1 protein-coding gene is annotated in these 979 nt (G+C 54.5%); it reads left to right on the top strand.

From position 1 onward, the window contains the following. The coding region (locus tag ACQ96U_RS27095) for a hypothetical protein (RefSeq protein ID WP_431724397.1) at positions 1-979 on the top strand (979 nt) is incomplete at both ends.

Consider the following 979-nt stretch of genomic DNA (forward strand, 5'->3'; position numbering starts at 1 on the left):
CACGGGTCACTGAGTTTCGCTATAACGCCCAGGGGCAGCTGATCCAACAGCGTCAGAATGCACATCAGGTTGAAGGCCAGCCACGCCCACAAGTCGCGATGGTGAATCGCCAATACGATGCGGTGGGCAACGTGATCCGTGAGATCGACCCCAATGGTCAAGCCACCACCTTCTACTACAACGCCCGTAATCAATTGATCGCCCAGGTGGATGGTGACGGTGTACTGAAGACCTTTGGTTATGATGCGGCGGGTAACAAGCTGTTTGAGCGCAGCTATGATCAACGGTTGGATGTCAACACGCTGATGTTACATACGCCACCGATGGGTCAAGGGGAGTATCGCGAAACCCATTTTGAGTACGATGCTAACAACCATGAGCTGGCCCGTTACAGCCGTGAAGTGCTGATGCATGATATTGATCGGGGTTACTTCTATGGTCGCGTCGGCCAAACCCAGGTCTACGATGCCAATGGCAATGTCATTAAAACTACGGACAGCCGGGGTCATAGCACTTACACCTTCTACGATGCCAAAGGCCAGGCCATCCTGTTGGTGGATGCCTTAGGCTATGCCACCCAACGCCAGTACGATGCGGCGGGACATATTGTCGAAGAACTGAAATACGCCCAAGCACTGCCCGACAGTGCCCGTAATAGCCTCAGTATCGACAGTGATCCCCAGGCCCTATTGGCACAGCTCGATGCGAGTCATACCGATAACCGCATCACCCGCAACCAGTACGATGCCTTAGGTCGCCTGGTGCTCACGCGTCAGGTGGGTGTGAGTCACCAGGTTCAAGGCACTGATGCCGCGGGTAATCGCCAGTGGCAAACCCAACAGGGTGATGCCATCACTGAAATGCTCTACGACGCCAATGGCAATAATGTCGCCATTATCCGCCGGAACAGTGGCAATCAGGCCGAACGTATTGACCTGCAATACGATGCCTTGAACCGCAAAGTGCTGGAGCAAGGCGC

This window comes from Zooshikella sp. RANM57 (assembly GCF_050749885.1).
Taxonomy (GTDB): Bacteria; Pseudomonadota; Gammaproteobacteria; order Pseudomonadales; family Zooshikellaceae; genus Zooshikella.